11 protein-coding genes are annotated in these 14,673 nt (G+C 61.5%); 2 read left to right on the forward strand and 9 right to left on the reverse strand.

Features of this window, described 5'->3' with window-relative positions; all coding sequences use genetic code 11:
- Window position 1 precedes the first annotated feature (1 nt).
- From P3M64_RS10060 to carA, 9 genes are all read right to left on the reverse strand, one after another.
- A complete protein-coding gene (locus P3M64_RS10060) occupies window positions 2–1,924 on the reverse strand; it encodes a nitric oxide reductase activation protein NorD (protein ID WP_243644651.1) in 1,923 nt (640 codons plus the stop codon).
- A gap of 16 nt (window positions 1,925–1,940) precedes the next feature.
- Entirely contained in the window at window positions 1,941–2,747 is an 807-nt protein-coding gene (locus P3M64_RS10065) for a CbbQ/NirQ/NorQ/GpvN family protein (RefSeq protein ID WP_132937473.1), read from the reverse strand.
- Between the two features lie 154 nt (window positions 2,748–2,901).
- Window positions 2,902–4,224 (reverse strand): cbb3-type cytochrome c oxidase subunit I, encoded by a 1,323-nt coding sequence (locus P3M64_RS10070; RefSeq protein WP_132937472.1) that lies wholly within the window; start codon window positions 4,222–4,224, stop codon window positions 2,902–2,904.
- 25 nt (window positions 4,225–4,249) lie between these two features.
- A complete protein-coding gene (locus P3M64_RS10075) occupies window positions 4,250–4,702 on the reverse strand; it encodes a c-type cytochrome (protein WP_132937471.1) in 453 nt (150 codons plus the stop codon).
- Between the two features lie 218 nt (window positions 4,703–4,920).
- Window positions 4,921–5,661 (reverse strand): Crp/Fnr family transcriptional regulator, encoded by a 741-nt coding sequence (locus tag P3M64_RS10080; protein ID WP_132937470.1) that lies wholly within the window; start codon window positions 5,659–5,661, stop codon window positions 4,921–4,923.
- Window positions 5,658–6,365, reverse strand: a complete 708-nt coding sequence (locus P3M64_RS10085; RefSeq protein WP_132937469.1) for a Crp/Fnr family transcriptional regulator — start codon at window positions 6,363–6,365, stop codon at window positions 5,658–5,660. The genes P3M64_RS10080 and P3M64_RS10085 overlap by 4 nt, the downstream gene beginning before the upstream one ends.
- Window positions 6,366–6,592: 227 nt before the next feature.
- Window positions 6,593–7,066, reverse strand: a complete 474-nt coding sequence (greA, locus tag P3M64_RS10090) for a transcription elongation factor GreA (protein ID WP_132937468.1) — start codon at window positions 7,064–7,066, stop codon at window positions 6,593–6,595.
- A 163-nt stretch (window positions 7,067–7,229) separates the two neighbouring features.
- Window positions 7,230–10,496 (reverse strand): carbamoyl-phosphate synthase large subunit, encoded by a 3,267-nt coding sequence (gene carB, locus P3M64_RS10095; RefSeq protein ID WP_132937467.1) that lies wholly within the window; start codon window positions 10,494–10,496, stop codon window positions 7,230–7,232.
- A 3-nt stretch (window positions 10,497–10,499) separates the two neighbouring features.
- Window positions 10,500–11,669, reverse strand: a complete 1,170-nt coding sequence (gene carA / locus P3M64_RS10100) for a glutamine-hydrolyzing carbamoyl-phosphate synthase small subunit (protein ID WP_132937886.1) — start codon at window positions 11,667–11,669, stop codon at window positions 10,500–10,502.
- A gap of 314 nt (window positions 11,670–11,983) precedes the next feature.
- Here carA and P3M64_RS10105 point away from each other — a divergent pair, with 314 nt between their 5' ends.
- Window positions 11,984–12,442: a GatB/YqeY domain-containing protein gene (locus tag P3M64_RS10105; RefSeq protein ID WP_132937466.1), complete on the forward strand. Its 459-nt coding sequence runs from the start codon at window positions 11,984–11,986 to the stop codon at window positions 12,440–12,442.
- A gap of 342 nt (window positions 12,443–12,784) precedes the next feature.
- Entirely contained in the window at window positions 12,785–14,659 is a 1,875-nt protein-coding gene (gene dnaG, locus P3M64_RS10110) for a DNA primase (RefSeq protein WP_132937465.1), read from the forward strand.
- Window positions 14,660–14,673: the final 14 nt, after the last annotated feature.

The following is a 14,673-nucleotide window of genomic DNA, read 5'->3' on the forward strand; positions in this document are numbered from 1 at the left end:
GTCAATTCACCAACTGGGCGTAAATTTTGGGCAGGGCCTGGGCGATCTTGGCGGCGTGCCCGACGATGTGGTACGACCCCGAGCCGAAAAGAAAGGGAAAATACGCGCGCGCCTTGTGGTCGATGGTGACGCCGAAGACGGCGTTTCCCGCGCGCCGCGCCTCGCGGATCGCCATGCGCGTATCCTCAAGGCCGTAACGTCCCTCGTAATGGTCGATATCGTTGGGTTTTCCGTCGGTCAACACCAGCAACAGGCGATGGCGATTTTCGCGTTTCTCCAACTGCTTGGCGACATGGCGGATGGCCGCGCCCATGCGCGTGTAATAGCCCGGCTTCAGGCCGGCGATGCGTCGTCCCACTCGGGGGCCGAACGGCTCATCGAACCCCTTAAGCTCGCTGATACGCACATAATCGCGCCGGCGTGAGGTGAACGTGTACATGGCGTTATCGTCACGGCTGGCGTTCAGGCCGGCGGCGAAAATACTGAGGGCTTCCTTTTCGATATCCAAGACTCGGCGGTTTTCGACCCAGCTGTCGGTCGATAGCGAAACATCGACCAAGATCGCCACCGCCAGGTCGCGGGTCGTCTGGCGAACGTTGGTATAGATGCGGTCCGATCCCTCTCCGCGCGCCGCCAGATCGCAGCGCGCGCGCACAAGGGCGTCCATGTCCAATTCGTCGCCGTCGTTCTGTCGGTAACAGGTTTCTCGGCGTGGGCGCAGGGCCTCGAACTGGCGGGCGATGCGCCGGATGCGTCGTCGGGTTTCCCCGTCGGGCTTCCAAAGGTCGTCATTTTCCTCGGCCGTGGCGGTGATCACCCGGCAGTGGTCGGCCATCAGGCGGGCGCTACGGTAATCCCACTCGGGATAGGTCACGGCGGCTTTCAGACGGGTCGTGTCGATGGCGTCCGGCGGCAGGTCGAGGTCCAGCTTGATTTTGCTGGCGGCGCGTCTCTTGTGCTCGGACAGGGTCAGTTCGTCGAGATCGTCGGCGGCCTTTTTCGCCTGATCGGGATCGTCATCGTCGATCGCCCGGTTGACGTTGACCATTTCCGCCAGAGAAAGGATTTTTTCCATGTTGTTGAGGATCATAGGATCGTCACGCTGCGCCTGATCTTGCGTTTTGCGTTGGGCCTTGTGACGTCGCGCGTCGCCCTCGCCCTCGCCGCCCGCGGCGGGGTCGTCCCGGGATTGCGCTCGGCTCTGCTCTCGGCGCGACGAAGGGATACCCCAAAGTGGGACCGGCAAGAACGGCCGATATCCACGAGGGGCTGTTTCCTGCGCCAGGCGGTCGAGCAGCGCGGTCGGATCGCCCGCGTCCAGCATGTAGGCGACGGTCGCCTCCACGGCGGCCTCCACCGGGGGTAAATTACGTTGGGGGCGCGCCGCCAGCACGCCATCGCACAGGCGGCGGTAGCGGGCGCGAAGACCGGGAATTTCGCCGAGCACGGTGCGTGTGGCGTCGTGGGCGCGGCGAAGGCGGCGGATGTCTCGATGTAGAGGGGTGTCCGGGACGCCGGTTTCGGGGACGTCGCCCGCGGCGACGGATGTGGCGGTGAAAAACGCGGTCAGCCAGAAATAGGCGTCGCGGTTAAGCGCCGCCGTCGGGAAAAGATCAATTTCGATGGGCAGCATCAAGGTTTCACCGTCGAAACGGGCCTGTTCCATCCTCTCGGCGGCGGCGCCCAGGCGCTGTAGAAAGGTTAGGCGGTGGGTCGATGTATGTTGAGAACCCGCCGTTAGGGCGACCCCCGGCGCACCGCCCAGGGCGCGAAAGAAAACGCCCAATTGAACGCGGATATCTTCCAGGCGCACGGCGCAGTCGGAATATTTGGGATAGCTTGCGACGTCGCCCACCAGGCGGTGCCAATAGCGCCCGGCCTGCTCCTCGACCTCGAGCAATTGCATGATCGTGGACAGTCCCATGACGATAGCGCTCCCATTAGCCCAAAGTCACGCGAACGACTTCGAGGAGACCTTCCTTGACGTCGGCTTCGTCACTTAGCGGTTCGATCATGGCGGCGAGGACGGCGTTCTCCAGGGGCATGCCCGAATGCACCAAGGTGGCGCAATAAATCAACAACCGGGTCGATACGCCTTCGTCCAAATCCTGGCCCTTCATGGCGCGCAGACGGGCGGCGAGGCGGACCAGCGGGGCGCATTGTTCGACCGCGAGGCCGCTCTCGCGCGCGACGATGGCAACCTCGTCGTCGAAGGCGGGAAAATCAAAGGTGATCGCGAGGAACCTCTGACGCGTGCTCGGCTTGAGCGCCTTCATCATTTGCTGATAGCCGGGGTTGTAGGAGACCACCAGCATGAAATCGTCGGGTGCGACCAAGGTTTCGCCGGACCGTTCCAACGGCAAAATACGCCGATCGTCGGTCAGCGGGTGGAGCACCACGGTGACGTCTTTGCGCGCTTCGACGACCTCGTCCAGATAACAAATGCCGCCGGTGCGCACGGCGCGGGTCAGCGGGCCGTCGCACCACACCGTTTCCCCCCCGCGCAGAAGATAACGCCCGGTGAGGTCCGCGGCGGTCAAGTCGTCATGGCACGATACGGTATACAACGGTCGTCCCAGGCGCGCCGCCATGTGGGCGACGAGGCGCGTCTTGCCGCATCCCGTGGGACCTTTCAACAACAGCGCCAGACGGTGATTGAACGCGTGTTCGAACAGGTCGCATTCGTTGGCGACGGGGCGGTAGTACGGAATTTCTTGCGGAGCGTTTTCGATGGGATGGGGCTTCATCAATGAGGTTCCTTCCGCGAGGCCGACGATTGTCTCGGCTTATTATTTTTACGGGGCGGGAAAAAAACGGGCGAGATTGCCGCGCGCGATGGCGGCGATCCCGCCCGCCGAGTTATTTCCATGTCACAGGGCGACGACATGGAAAAGACGGTTTTTAAGCCTGCTGGGGGGCTTCCTTGTCGGCCACGAGCAGGGCATAGACCAAGATCAGGACGCCAACGACCACCACGGCCCCCGCGCCTAAGCGCATCCAGAAAAAGATACCGAGTTGGTCCTGGACATCCATGTAGTATTCGCCCATCACCCGTTGCAGCTGGATTTGCACGACCCCGGCGAAGGTCAAGGCGAAGGTCATGAAGAACATCGCCCCGGTGACCACCCAGAAAGCCCACATATTGAGGACCTGCTTATAGGGTGCGCGATGGCGCAGATAAGGCAGGGCGTAGGTGAACATGGCGATATTGAGCATCACATAAGCGCCGTAAAACGCCAGATGCCCGTGCGCCGCCGTGACCTGGGTGCCATGGCTGTAATAATTGATCGGCGCCAAGGTGTGCATAAAGCCCCATACCCCGGCTCCGAAAAACGCCGTCACCGAACAACCCAGCGCCCACAGCAGGGCGGCCTTGTTGGGATGATCGCGCCCCCCCTTCCAAACCATGTAGAAGGTGAACACCACCATGGCGAAGAAGGGAAGAACCTCCAGCGTCGAGAAAACGCTGCCGATCCACTGCCAATAGCCCGGCGTGCCGATCCAGTAGTAATGGTGTCCGGTGCCGAGAATGCCGGTGAACAGGGATAATCCGACGATGACGTAGAGCCACTTTTCGACCACTTCGCGATCGACGCCGGTCATCTTGATCATCAAGAAGGCGAGCATCGCCGCCATCACCAATTCCCACACGCCTTCGACCCACAAGTGGACCACGAACCACCAGAACATCTTGTCGAGGACGAGATCGGTGGGGTTGTAGAAGGCGAACAGGAAGAACACCGTAATCCCCCAAAGGCCCAACAGGAGAACGTTGGCGACGGCGGTTTTACGGCCGCGCAACAGGGTCATGGTGCAGTTGAACATGAACATTAAGGCGACGACGACGATCGCCAACTTGACCCACAAGGGCTGCTCGAGAAATTCGCGCCCTTCGTGGATGCCGAACAGGTAGCCGATGACGGCGGCCAGTCCGGCGAACAGAAACAGCCAAAACTGAACGATCGCCAGTTTGGTGCTATAGAGATCGTTTTCCGTTTCTTCGGGTAACAGGTAATAGGTTCCCCCCATGAAACCCATCAACAACCAGACGATCAAGGCGTTGGTGTGGATCATGCGGATCACGTTAAAGGGCACGATGTCCGCCAGTAGATTGGGAATCACGTAAACGGTGCCGGCCAGAAGCCCGCCCAACACCTGTGCGATGAACAAAACCAGCGCCCCGGAGAAATAATACAGTGCGACTTTTTGGGATGGATATTTCATAGCTTGTCCTTTTGGTCACATGTCCTCAGCCGGCGTCGTTGGGCGGCCAGTGTTGGGTGTTGATTTTGTTGGTCCATTCGAAGAAATCGACCAGCCCGTTCAATTCTTTGTCGCTGAGATTGAAGTGCGGCATTTGACGGCGTCCCTCGATGCCGGTGGGCTGGTTTTTGATCCAGCCGATAATGCCCTCGCGCGCGCCCTGGGGATCGTCGAAACCGCCGTAGCGCGCCCAGACGTTACCCAGTTCGGGGGCGAAATAAGCCCCCTCGCCCAAAATGGTGTGACAATCGATGCAGGCGTTGCGTTCCCATACCCGCTTGCCCAGGGCGATGCTTGGGGTGATTTCCGAGTGATGGGAAGACGCGCCGGTCGCATAAAAGACGGAATTGGCGACCAGGGCGATGAAAATCACCAGGAAGAAAATGGTGCCGCCGAAGAAGATGTTCCTCGCGGCGTTTTTGGTTAATCTTTCGCTCATGAGCTCCTCGTTTTTTCAGGAGTTCCCGGACCCCCTTTTCGCCCACGGCGAGACCTTGAGCCAATGGCGAACAGTCCGGATGGATCAGGTCTATCACGCACCCGTAAGGGGCTAAATGACGATGGGTAATTTTATCCGATTTTTTTACTTGGGTATTCTGGCGCACAAGGAGGGGTGGATTGGCGCGCGCGAGGACCAAGGCGGGCCCGTCGATGGATTTATGCGCGGTCGCGATAGAGCGCGCGTAGGGTCGCGACGTCGGCGATCTCGACCCGGGAGCCGTGGGCCTGAACGCCATATTGCGCGAGCTTGGCGAAGGCGCGCGACAAATTTTCCGGCGCGATGGCCAGTTGCGCCGCCAGCTCCTTGCGCGCATACGGCAGGGTGACCTCGGCGGGGCCGTCGGCGGCATCGATCAGTCCCATGAGAAAGCCGCCCAATTGTTGTATCACGGTCTTGGTTTTAATTTCGGCCAGTTGGGCCAGCATTTCGCTTTCCCGGTGGACCAAGGCGCCGATTAGGAAGCGACCGATTCCCGGAGAATCGCGCAGACATTGTTTCAGCGCTTGGTACGATACCCCCATCAGGCGGGTCGGCTCCAGGGTTTCGCACGACGCCGGATAGGCGGTGCGCGAAAACAGGGCGATCAGGGCGATATGCTCGCCCGCTTCGAAGACCTTTAAGATCGCCTGTTTGCCTTTCGGGGTGACGTTGAATAGCTTCACCCTGCCCGATACGATCAGGTAGAAATGGTCGATCTTATCGCCTTTGGAAAAGACCAGATGTCCCGCGGGATGATCGCGGCAATGGGCACGGGCGAGCAGGCGATTGACCTCGTCGTCGGGGACCGCGCGCAACAGCGGGGCGTCGCGGATCGCCGCCAGGTCGATGTCACCGTGCAGACAGGGCGCGCCGCATGGAATGTCGCTATCCGACGGCATGTCTTGCGAGGCGCTCATATGCCGCCCTCCTCTTCGAACAAGCCACGAATTTCTTTGATGTTTTCGATCATGACGGCGCCGGAACGCACTGTGACGCCGTATTTTTGTAACTGGCGCAAGGACCGCGACAAGCTTTGCGGCGTCGCACCCAAATGGGCCGCCCACGATCGCTTGGAAAAGGGGAGGTGGACCCGCGCCGGGCCATCGGCGCGGTCCGGACATAGGCTGAGCAAATAGCCGGCGATTCGCTGCGATAATAACTGGAGCTTCAACCGCCCGGTCGCCGCGACGATGCGCTCGACGGCGTGTACCGCCTGCGCCAGGGTATCGAGGAACAAGGCGTCGTCGTCGCGCAGTTTCTCCAGGAAAAGGTCTGCAGGGACGCCGACATAGTGGGTTTCGATGACGGTTTGGGCGCTGACCGGGTAGTGGGCGCCGCCGAGGACCGCAAGCCCGCCGATGATCGCGCCGCGCGCCGTGGCGTCGATGATGGTATCCTCGCCCGAGTGGGTGCGCATGGTGGTTTCAACCAGGCCGTCGGAGATGAAAAAAAAGCGGTCGGCCGGCGCGCCCTGCTCGAAAAGAACCGTTCCCGGCGGCGCGCCGTGGAGGGGGTAGGTTTTTAAGAAGGCCCGCAACGGCGCGTCATCATTCGCCCCGGAAAGATGCTCCAAGGCCGTCTGCGCAACCGGGATCGAGCGGGGCCGGGCGGGCGCGCTCATGGCCCGAATCGGCGGCGGCGATGCATTCGATCCCAAAGAGGTCCTTCATCCGAGACGTGCATATCGGTACGCTCACCTTACCCTTCCGTGAAAAACGCGGTCGTTAGCTTACCCTCGCCGGGCACGCATCGCAAATGCCGATTTGGTGGATTTTAGCCCGTGTACGAGATGCGCAAGCACGCCCGACAAAGGACGTGGATGGTCGCCCGCCGCAAGGACCGCCGGGTTCAAACGTAATCGACCTTGATGATCTCGTAGGATTTTTGCCCGCCGGGAGTGAGGACCTCGACCGAATCGCCGAGTTGCTTGCCGATCAGGGCGCGCGCGATCGGCGAGCCGACGGAAATGCGCCCGCGCGCAAGGTCACTTTCATGGGCGCCGACGATTTGATACGCCGATTCTTCATCGGTGTCTTCATCGGCGAGCATCACGGTGGCGCCGAAACGCACGACATCGCCCGACATTGTCGATGGGTCAATGACGTCGGCATGGCTGACGATGCTTTCCAATTCGACGATGCGCCCTTCGATGAAGCTTTGACGTTCGCGCGCGGCGTGATACTCGGCGTTTTCCGACAGATCGCCGTGTTCGCGGGCCTCGGCGATGGCGCGAATAACCGCAGGGCGCTCGACATCTTTAAGGTTCTTCAACTCGCTTTCCAGGCGTTTCAGGCCTTCGAGCGTCATCGGGATTTTATCCATCGTGATTTTCCTTTGCGTCCCACTTCCCGGTGCGCGAGAAATCGTGGTGCGTGGAACAAAAAAACAGACCGCAACCCGCGGATAAGCCGGTCACGTTCTGAAAAAACTTTAAAAAATACCGGGCGCTTAGCTCCGATCCGCCCGCATCTGGAACAGTTATGTCCTAGGCGTCAGCATACCCTTGAAGGGGAGTGACATCAAGGCTTCCCGATTTCAGCGCGCCGATCGCGCCCGCCGCCGCATCGGCCCCGGCGATCGTGGTGTAGTGGGGAATGTTGTCGGTTAACGCCGAGCGGCGGATCGAGAAACTGTCCTCGATCGCTTGGGCGCCCTCGGTGGTGTTGATGACCAGATGGACATCGCCCGACAAGATCGCGTCTACGCAATGGGGTCGCCCCTCCAACACTTTGTTGACGTGCGCAACCTTGAGGCCGGCGCCTTGGAGGTGTCTGGCGGTGCCCGAAGTCGCCATGATCTTGAAGCCCAGCGTCAACAATTTGCGCGCCACCGGAACGATCGCGTCCTTGTCGGCGTCCTTGACCGAAATGAAGACGGTTCCCTCTTCGGGCAGGCGCACGCCCGCGCCCAGTTGGGACTTGGCGAAGGCGCGTGGAAAATCGATGTCGATGCCCATCACCTCGCCGGTGGATTTCATTTCCGGCCCGAGCAGGATATCCACGCCGGTGAACCGCGCGAAGGGGAAGACGGCTTCTTTCACCGCGACGCGGTCCATCAGCGCGCCTTCCTTCAGGTCGAACGCGGCCAGCGTCTCGCCGGCCATGACGCGGGCGGCGATCTTGGCCAGAGGGACGCCGCTCGCCTTGGCGACGAAGGGCACCGTGCGCGAAGCGCGTGGATTGACCTCGAGGATATAAATGTCGCCGCCTTGGATCGCGAACTGGATGTTCATCAGACCCTGGACCTTGAGGGCGCGGGCAAGGGCGCGGGTTTGCGCCTTGATTTCCTCGATCAGATCGAGGGACAGCGAATAGGGCGGCAGGGAACAGGCCGAATCGCCGGAATGAATGCCGGCCTCCTCGATGTGTTGCATGATCCCGGCGACAAAAACGTCGCCGCCGGCGTCGGCGATGGCGTCAACATCGATCTCGATCGCACCTTGCAGATAGGAATCGAGCAGCACCGGGGTGTCGCCCGACACCTTCACGGCGGTGGTGATGTAGCGCATCAAGGCGGTGTGGTCGTGGACAATTTCCATCGCCCGCCCGCCCAGGACATAGGACGGGCGCACCACCAGAGGATAGCCGATCTCGGCGGCGACTTTTTCGGCTTCGGCGACGCTGCGCGAGATGCCGTTCTTGGGCTGGCGCAAGTCGATCCGGTGCAGCAGGTCCTGAAATCGCTCGCGATCCTCGGCAAGGTCGATGGCGTCCGGCGAGGTGCCCAAAATCGGGATACCTGCGCGCTCAAGGTCGTTCGCCAGCTTCAGCGGCGTCTGACCGCCGAATTGAACCACCACGCCGAGCAATTCGCCGCGGGTCTGTTCCTTGCGGATCAGCTCGATCACGTCCTCGCCGGTCAGCGGTTCGAAATAGAGGCGATCGGAAGTGTCGTAATCGGTCGAGACGGTCTCCGGGTTGCAATTGACCATGATCGCCTCGATCCCGATGTCTTTCAGGGCGTAGGCGGCGTGTACGCAGCAGTAGTCGAACTCGATCCCCTGACCGATGCGGTTCGGCCCGCCGCCCAGGATGACGACCTTGCGCCGCGCGCCGACGTCGGCCTCGCAATCGGCGGGGGTGACGCCGTTACCTTCGTAGCTGGAATACATGTACGGCGTTTTGGAGGGGAACTCGCCGCCGCAGGTATCGACGCGCTTATAGACCGGGTGAACGTCGAGCAGGTTGCGCCGCGCGACGACCGCCTTGGTTTCGATCCCGAGAAGTTCGGCGATGCGCTCGTCGGAAAAGCCCATTTCCTTGATCCGCGTCAGGCCGACGGCGTCGAGCGGCAGACCGCCGGTACGGATCTCGTCTTCCTTGGCGACGATGGCGGCGATCTGGGCGAGGAACCATGGTTCGTACTTGCAGGCGCCGTGAATCTCGGCGAGACCGAGGCCGTGGCGGAAGGCCTGGGCGATGACCAGGATGCGATCAGGGCTGGGGACCGCCAGCGCGGCGATGACGGCGTCCTTGTGCACGGCGCCGTCGCCGTCGGCCTTGGCGCCGGGAATCTCGATTTCATTCAGGCCGGTGAGGCCGGTTTCCAGCGAACGCAAACCCTTTTGCAGGGATTCGGCGAAGGTCCGTCCGATCGCCATCGCCTCGCCGACGGATTTCATCGCCGTGCTCAGCAATGGCGCGGCGCCGGGGAATTTCTCGAAGGTGAAGCGGGGAATCTTGGTGACGACATAATCGATCGTCGGTTCGAACGACGCCGGAGTGAGACCCCCGGTGATGTCGTTGTCCAGCTCGTCCAGGGTATAGCCGACGGCGAGTTTGGCGGCGATCTTGGCGATCGGAAAGCCGGTCGCCTTCGACGCCAGGGCCGACGAGCGCGACACCCGGGGGTTCATCTCGATCACGATCAATTCGCCGTTGTCGGGATTGACCGCGAATTGCACGTTGGAGCCGCCGGTATCGACGCCGATCTCGCGCAACACCGCGATCGAGGCGTTGCGCATCACCTGGTATTCCTTGTCGGTCAGGGTCAGCGCCGGGGCGACGGTGATGCTGTCGCCGGTATGCACGCCCATGGGGTCGATATTTTCGATCGAACAGATGATGATGCAGTTGTCGGCGCGGTCGCGCACGACCTCCATCTCGTATTCCTTCCAGCCCAGCACCGATTGTTCGATCAGCACTTCGTGGACCGGCGAGGCCGACAGGCCGCCGGCGACGATCTGCTCGAACTCCGCCTTGTTGTAAGCGATGCCGCCGCCGCTGCCGCCCATGGTGAACGACGGGCGGACGATGGTGGGCAGGCCGATCTCGTCCAGCGCCTTGCGGGCGTCTTCCAGGGTGTGGGCGACGGTGCTGCGCGGGCTCTTGAGGCCGATGCGGTCCATCGCGTCGCGAAATTTCTGACGATCCTCCGCCATTTCGATGGCGTCGATCTTGGCGCCGATCAGCTCGACGCCGTATTTTTCCAAAACCCCGCCCTCGGACAGCTCCATCGCCGCGTTCAGCGCCGTTTGCCCGCCCATAGTGGGCAAGATGGCGTCGGGTTTTTCCTTGGCGATCACCTTTTCCAACATCGCCCGGGTGATCGGCTCGACATAGGTGGCGTCCGCCATGTCGGGATCGGTCATGATCGTTGCGGGGTTGGAATTGACTAAAATCACCCGGTAGCCTTCCTCGCGCAGCGCCTTGCAGGCCTGGGCGCCGGAATAATCAAACTCGCACGCCTGGCCGATCACGATGGGCCCCGCGCCGACGATGAGAATGCTTTGGATATCCGTGCGTTTGGGCATGATTTATTTTTTATCCATCAGGGCGACGAAGCGCGCGAAAAGGTAATGGCTGTCCTGGGGACCGGGGCTGGCCTCGGGGTGGTACTGCACCGAGAAGACCGGCTTGCCGTCAAGGGCGATACCCTCGCACGAACGGTCGAACAGCGAGATATGCGTTTGCGTCACGCCCTCGGGCAGGCTGGCGTCGTCAACCACGAAGCCGTGGTTCTGGCTGGTAATCTCGACCTTGCCGGTCAACAGGTCCTGAACCGGATGGTTGGCGCCGCGGTGGCCGAGGTGCATCTTGCGGGTGGTCGCGCCCAGCGCCCGCGCCAGCATCTGATGGCCCAGGCAAATGCCGAATAGGGGCAGGCCGCTTTTTAAAATTCCCTGGATCATCGGCTCGGCGTAGGTTCCGGTCGCCGCCGGGTCGCCCGGCCCGTTGGACAGAAATACGCCGTCGGGCGCCAGCGCGAGGATATCCTCGGCGGTGGTCTCGGCCGGCACCACGGTGACGCGACACCCGGCGCTGGCCAGACAGCGCAAAATGTTGCGCTTGGCCCCGAAATCGACGGCGACCACATGATGGCGCGCGGCGGGCGGGCGGGCGAAACCGCGGTCCAGGGCCCAAACGCCCTCTTCCCAAGCGTAGGGGGCCTCGCAGGTGACCTCCTTGGCGAGGTCCGCGCCTTCCAGCGAGGGCCAGTTTTGCGCCATGGTGCGCAGCGCGGCAAGATCGATGTCGCCGTCGGCGTCTTCCGGAGGCAGATGAATGATAACGCCGTTCGGCGCGCCGCCGTCGCGGATACGTCGGGTCAGCTTGCGCGTATCGACCCCGGAAATTGCCACCAGGTCGTGTTCTTTCAGCCAGGCGTCGAAATGCATGCCGGCCCGCCAGCTGGCGGGATCGGTGATGTCGGCGCGCAGGATGCACCCGCGCGCCGCTGGTTTTTGGGTTTCGTCGTCCTCGCGATTGGCGCCGACGTTGCCGATGTGGGGAAACGTGAAGGTGATGATCTGGCCTGCGAACGACGGGTCGGACAGCGCCTCCTGGTATCCGGTCATGGCCGTGTTGAAACAGACCTCGCCGATCGCGACCCCGAACGCCCCCGCGCCACGGCCCCAATAAATGCTGCCGTCATCAAGCACCAGGGCGGCGTTCGCCCCCTCGGGCCGGGCGTCCTCGAAGGGCATCTTCGCCGCTTCGTCAGAACGTTCTCCGACGGGAATCCCTCCCTTTGCCGTCTGCGCGTGCACGGAGGAGGATCTGGCCATAGCCGGGGTCCTTTTCGTCGGATGTTGCGTTCTTGTGGCTTAACCCTACCGTCCGCGGGCGCGGCAAGCAATAAGGTCGGGCAGTATCTACGGGAAAGCCGCGCCAACGTCAAGTCATGATATTTATAAAAAAATCGTTTTATTACAATTGGTTACTATAAAGATGATCATTGCTTTTTGGGAATGTTTGCGGTAATCTCTGCGCTTCCAAAAAATCTTGAGGATTACATTTCATGCTTCGTGAGAAGATTACCGGCGCCCTGAAGGATGCGATGAAGGCGAAGGCGGAAATCGCGGTGTCTTCGCTTCGCCTGATTCAGGCGGCGTTGAAAGACCGGGATATCGCGGCGCGCTCCGAGGGCAACCAAGACGGCATCCGCGACGACGAAATCCTAGGTCTTTTGCAGTCTATGATCAAGCAGCGTCGCGACAGCATCGAGATGTATGAAAAAGGCGGGCGGCCCGATCTCGCCGAACGCGAAGCCGCCGAAATCGCGGTGATCGAGAGTTTTTTGCCGGCCCAAATGGACGCGGACGCAATCGACGCCGCAGTGCGCGGCGTGATCGGGGAATTGGAGGCCCAAGGCCTCAAAGACATGGGCCGGGTGATGGCCGCGCTTAAAGAGCGGTTCGCCGGGCAAATGGATTTCGCCAAGGCGTCGGTGATGGCGAAGTCCCACCTCGCCGGTTAGGTTTCGGCGTGTGGAATGTTCGCGCGGGGGTGTTTTTCGCATGGCCGGTATGCCGCCTGGGATTTATCCTTGAGGTCCGCTTGCGAGGAGGTCCGCTTGCGAGTGACACCGGCAGACGGCTCGTGGCCCGGCAGACGCTTCGTGGCCCGGTAGACGCTTCGTGGCCCGGTAGACGCTTCGTGGATTGACTCCGACTTTTCGATCCCGAAACGTCGGGTCGCTCCACAAGGTTGTCTTTTTGATAGGGTTTGATTTGCTTCGACAAAACAACCCGCCTGTCGGCGGACCCTTTTGCCTCAGTCAAACCCTAGGGTTTGACTCCTGGATTAAAGAGCAAAATGCATGGCGTTCTCGCCTCAATTTCTCGATGAACTCCGCCTGCGAATAGGTCTCGCCGACATTATCGGGCGGCGCGTCAAACTGGTGCGCAAGGGGCGCGAGCATCACGGCCTTTGCCCGTTTCATAAAGAAAAAACACCGTCGTTCACGGTCAACGAAGAAAAAGGCTTCTATCATTGCTTCGGTTGTGGGGCGCATGGCTCCGCGATCGATTTCGTGATGCAAAGCGAGGGCATGAGCTTCCCCGAGGCGGTCGAGCGTTTGGCAGGCGAAGCGGGGATGGAAGTTCCCCAAGACAGCCCCGAGGAACGTCTTCGCGCGCGCCGCCGCGCCACTCTTTACGATGTGATGGAGGCCGCTTGCGCCTATTTCGAGGCCTGCCTGCGCGCCCCTCAGGGCGCGGCGGGGTTGGCGTACTTTAAGGGGCGCGGCCTAGACGACGCGACGATCAAGGCTTTCCGTTTGGGGCTCGCCCCAGATTCCCGCGATGGCCTGAAAAACGCCTTGATCCGCCAGGGGGTCGGCGAAGATCAAATGGTCGCCGCCGGCCTGATCATTCGCCCCGAGGAGAGTGGGCGGGCGCCGTATGACCGTTTTCGCGGGCGCGTAATGTTTCCGATCGTGGACCGCCGTGAGCGGATCATCGCTTTCGGTGGTCGGCTGATCGCCCCGGGCGAGCCGAAATATCTCAATTCCCCGGAAACCGAGTTGTTTCACAAAGGCCGGGTGCTTTACGGCCTGCCTCAGGCGCGTGTCGGGGCGCGCAACCACGGCACGGTCGTCGTCACCGAGGGCTACATGGACGTCATCGCGCTTGCCCAGGCCGGCCTCACGGGGGCCGTCGCCCCGCTGGGCACCGCGCTTGGCGAGGATCAAATTCATGAATTATGGAAAATCACTCCCGATCCGATTTTATGCTTCGATGGCGATGCGGCGGGCAAACGCGCGGCGCGGCGCGCCGCCGAGCGGGTTTTGGCGATTTTGAGACCCGGCTTCGGGTTGCATTTTGCCTGGCTGCCCGAGGGGGACGACCCCGACAGCCTGGTGCGCCGGGGCGGCATCCAGGCGATGCGGGATGTTCTGGCGGCGGCCCGTCCTTTGTCCGAGGTCTTGTGGACTCTGGAAAGCGGCGGCGCGATCCCCCAAACCCCGGAAGCGCGCGCGGCGTTGCAAAGCCGCCTCGAAGCGTTATCGCGGCAAATTCAGGACGCCACGGTGCGCAGCCATTTCGTTCGCGCCTTCAAGGAAAAAATTTGGCCGCGCATCGATGGCGCGGCGACGATGGCGCGAACACGGCCCACGACACAAGGGGGGCGGTGGCGGGAAAAAAATACCGACGGCCCGCGTCCGTTACGTCCGGTTTCGGCGCAAGCGGGGCCGGCGAGACACCGGGGCGACGACGAGACGGATTTGACTATGCGCCGCGAAATGATCCTGATCGCGACCATTATCAACCATCCCGACATCGCCGAGGTGGTTGATGAGCGCTTGGGGAGCATGGCCTTTTCCTCGCCTTTGCTTGACAAACTTCGTCAAGACGTCTTAAAGAGCCTATCCGAGGACGAAAGCCTTGACTCTAAGGGTCTTGAGCGCCACCTCAGGGGTGTCGGCTTCGATCAAATTCTGACTTCCGTTTTGGGAGAGCAGGTTTTTGAGCATGCCTTTTTCGCCCGTCCTCAGACGGATACGGCGACGGCGCTAGAGGGTTGGGAAAAGACATACGCGCTATTGAGACACAAGAGCGTAACGTTGGAAATTCAAGAAATAGTGCGCCTGCTTGGACAAGAGGCGACGGGCGAGCTCCTTGAGCGCTTGCGGGTTTTGCAGGACCAGGAGCGAATGTTGGCGGGAAAAAATACAGATGAGGTCGGGCCGTAAGGCCACCCTCTTTC

This window comes from Varunaivibrio sulfuroxidans (genome assembly GCF_029318635.1).
Taxonomy (GTDB): domain Bacteria; phylum Pseudomonadota; class Alphaproteobacteria; order Rhodospirillales; family Magnetovibrionaceae; genus Varunaivibrio; species Varunaivibrio sulfuroxidans.

What these genes read in the sequence shown, in the direction of transcription:
- P3M64_RS10060 (WP_243644651.1), bottom strand. Translation starts at nt 1,924, where the DNA reads ATGGGACTGTCCACGATCATGCAATTGCTCGAGGTCGAGGAGCAGGCC.
- P3M64_RS10065 (WP_132937473.1), bottom strand. Translation starts at nt 2,747, where the DNA reads ATGAAGCCCCATCCCATCGAAAACGCTCCGCAAGAAATTCCGTACTAC.
- P3M64_RS10070 (WP_132937472.1), bottom strand. Translation starts at nt 4,224, where the DNA reads ATGAAATATCCATCCCAAAAAGTCGCACTGTATTATTTCTCCGGGGCG.
- P3M64_RS10075 (WP_132937471.1), bottom strand. Translation starts at nt 4,702, where the DNA reads ATGAGCGAAAGATTAACCAAAAACGCCGCGAGGAACATCTTCTTCGGC.
- P3M64_RS10080 (WP_132937470.1), bottom strand. Translation starts at nt 5,661, where the DNA reads ATGAGCGCCTCGCAAGACATGCCGTCGGATAGCGACATTCCATGCGGC.
- P3M64_RS10085 (WP_132937469.1), bottom strand. Translation starts at nt 6,365, where the DNA reads ATGAGCGCGCCCGCCCGGCCCCGCTCGATCCCGGTTGCGCAGACGGCC.
- greA (WP_132937468.1), bottom strand. Translation starts at nt 7,066, where the DNA reads ATGGATAAAATCCCGATGACGCTCGAAGGCCTGAAACGCCTGGAAAGC.
- carB (WP_132937467.1), bottom strand. Translation starts at nt 10,496, where the DNA reads ATGCCCAAACGCACGGATATCCAAAGCATTCTCATCGTCGGCGCGGGG.
- carA (WP_132937886.1), bottom strand. Translation starts at nt 11,669, where the DNA reads ATGCCCTTCGAGGACGCCCGGCCCGAGGGGGCGAACGCCGCCCTGGTG.
- P3M64_RS10105 (WP_132937466.1), top strand. Translation starts at nt 11,984, where the DNA reads ATGCTTCGTGAGAAGATTACCGGCGCCCTGAAGGATGCGATGAAGGCG.
- dnaG (WP_132937465.1), top strand. Translation starts at nt 12,785, where the DNA reads ATGGCGTTCTCGCCTCAATTTCTCGATGAACTCCGCCTGCGAATAGGT.